The organism is Paenibacillus sp. 01T422 (genome assembly GCF_056398785.1).
In genome coordinates, this window is record NZ_JBFTQB010000897.1 from 1 (window position 1) to 2627 (window position 2627).

Here is a 2627-nt window from a genome sequence, read left to right on the forward strand (position 1 = left end):
AGACATCCCCGTTATTTATTGTATCCCAGATCAAATTAAACAAGTTTTAATTAATATATTGAAGAATGCGATTGAGTCCATGCTTAACGGTGGATTGATACAAATTTCAGTAAGAAATGTGTTGAATCAAAAATTGGTTATTTGCGTCGAAGATCAAGGTGTGGGTATTTCGGAAGATAAGTTATCTCAGTTGGGGGAGCCGTTCTTCACGACAAAGACGAATGGCACCGGTTTAGGGCTAATGGTCTGCAAACGAATTATGCATGGACATGATGGAGAATTATCTATTCAAAGTAAAATGAACCACGGAACTACGGTGCAAATCGAGCTGCCAATAAAAAAATAAGAATTGCATCTGAATAAGATCCCCTCTAGGTAGACAGTGCGAAGCAAGACACTGCCGTTTACTTGGAGGGGCATTTTCGATTTGACCTGCAGTTATCTTCTTCGTAAGGTTGGTTGAACATTCAGCATTCTTGCTTTATCATATTAGGAAAGGATTTACAATTGCAAATTTGTAAGCGCTACCAAGAAGTATCCGCCTAAATCATAGCCCTTATATTATACGGAGAAAAGGAGATAACCATGCGATTCTTACAAGGTAACATATCGGCCAGGTTCAAGGTGATTTATGGTGTATTTTTCCTAGTCATCATCTCATCAACCGTGTGGCTATCCTATTTGAGCTCGAAAGGAGGCATGGAAGATCAGCTGCGTCGCACGAATACAGCGCTGCTCCATCTAAGTCAGCAGAAGATTGAAATGATGCTGCATGAAATCGATACAAGCACAATTAATTTCGTACAAGAGCCGGATGTCGAGTTATTCCTGAATGGCAGATACGCGAACGATGAGCTAAGGCTCAATTATTTCCGCATCCTAAATACGCGGTTTAAGACGTTGATGTTTGCGAACAGCAATATTTCATCGTTTTATTTGTATTCTCTAGCGAACAAAAGCTTGTTAACGGATGTGACGTATTCTGACGAATCCAGCTTCTACGATATGGCATGGCATGATGCTTATGTGACGATGAAGGGCTATGGCGAATGGCTTGACACCAGGAAGGTAACGGAAGTAAGTTCGGGCCTGCAGATTGAGAAAAATATGATTACATTGGTGCGTTCTTACCCACTGATCAGCATGCCGCAGTTTCGGAAGGGCGCCATTGTTGTTAATGTCGCGGAAAGCACGCTTTCCAATTTGATTCAAGATGTGGATCAACAAAGGGCAGGTCAGACGTTAGTCATTAATGATCAAGGGATGATTATTTCTTCGCAGAACAAAGAGCATCTGTTTCACTCCTTCAGCACGATTCCCGGCGCCCCGAAACAGAGTGATTTTAAGGATAATGGTTATATCACAACGCATTCAAAAAGTGGAAGCTATACAACATTTTATCTAACCTCTACCTACAATGGCTGGAAATATATCAGTATTGTCCCTGACCCCGAGATGAACCGTCCGCTAATGATTGTCCGCAATTTACTGCTGATAGTGACAGCGGGGATGTTCTTGCTAGCTATTGTTATTGTATTTGCAGTAAGCAATTATACGTTCCGACCGCTTGAGCTTTTCTTTCACTCTGTTGCGGGTAAGAAATCGGTCCGTTCCGGCGACCTTACCTACATGGAGCAGTTTTTCAAACAAATGATATCAGATAACGAATCCTTGCAGAAACAAATGAATGATAGTTTGCCTGCATTGAAATGGCGTCTGATTATGAGTCTGTTGATGGGGGATAAAACGAATTACGATCGTATGATGCCGTATTTTCATACACTCGGAATAGATTTGTATCACAAACAATTTATTGTGCTCATCATTGAACTGGACCGCATCCAAGAGAATCACACTCCGCGAGATGTGTATTTATTCACTTATGCGATAAGCAACGTTGCGGACGAATTAATTGCCGGGGTATGCAAAGGTACATCCGTAGAATTAACCGATGGCCGAGTTACCGTCATTATGAGCTTCGAATCAGAGGATTCGCAAAGCAATCAAATTCAAGCGCTGCAGGTTGCTGATTTGGTAAAGAATTATGTAGGGAATCATTTTAAACAAACAGTAACTATTGGTGTAGGCAGCCCTCATTCGCATCTGGAAGGTATCCAGATTTCCTATGAAGAAGCGTTGAATGCGCTGAAATACAAGTTGATTATGGGCGATAACACGGTTGTCTCCATCGATGATATTGCAGGCAGCAATTATAATGAGAAATTTTACCGGATAACTGCGCTGATTGATTCTGTCGTTAACCTGATTCGGGAAACGGACAAAATTAAGCTTCGCTCGCATTTAGATAAAATTTTTGGCGAGGTTGTAGCGAGCAATGTACCTCCTGAGTTAATCAAGCAAATGTGCATTCAGATTATTATGAAATCCATTAAGGTCATTTCGGATAAGGGCCTCGAGATCAAAGAATTCCTGGACCCGAAGGAAAATATTTATGACCGAATCGAATGCTGCGTCAAAGTTGCTGAACTGAAGAGCTATATGTCGGGTTTCCTGCATCAACTCATTGTGCGCACCGAAGAGAAGCGGCTCTCCAAAGGGCATCACGATACCGTTAAGCAGGTTCTAGCGTATGTCGAGCAGCATTATATGGATAGCGACCTCTCGCT

At 41.9% G+C, this 2627-nt stretch carries 2 protein-coding genes; both read left to right on the forward strand.

The features are described from left to right. Positions 1–346: ATP-binding protein (locus tag AC1DUA_RS33115; RefSeq protein WP_477503778.1), on the forward strand; the 346-nt coding region annotated here is incomplete at its 5' end. A 239-nt stretch (positions 347–585) separates the two neighbouring features. After that, positions 586–2627, forward strand: a 2042-nt coding sequence (locus tag AC1DUA_RS33120) for a cache domain-containing protein (protein WP_477503779.1), incomplete at its 3' end; no start/stop codon positions are given.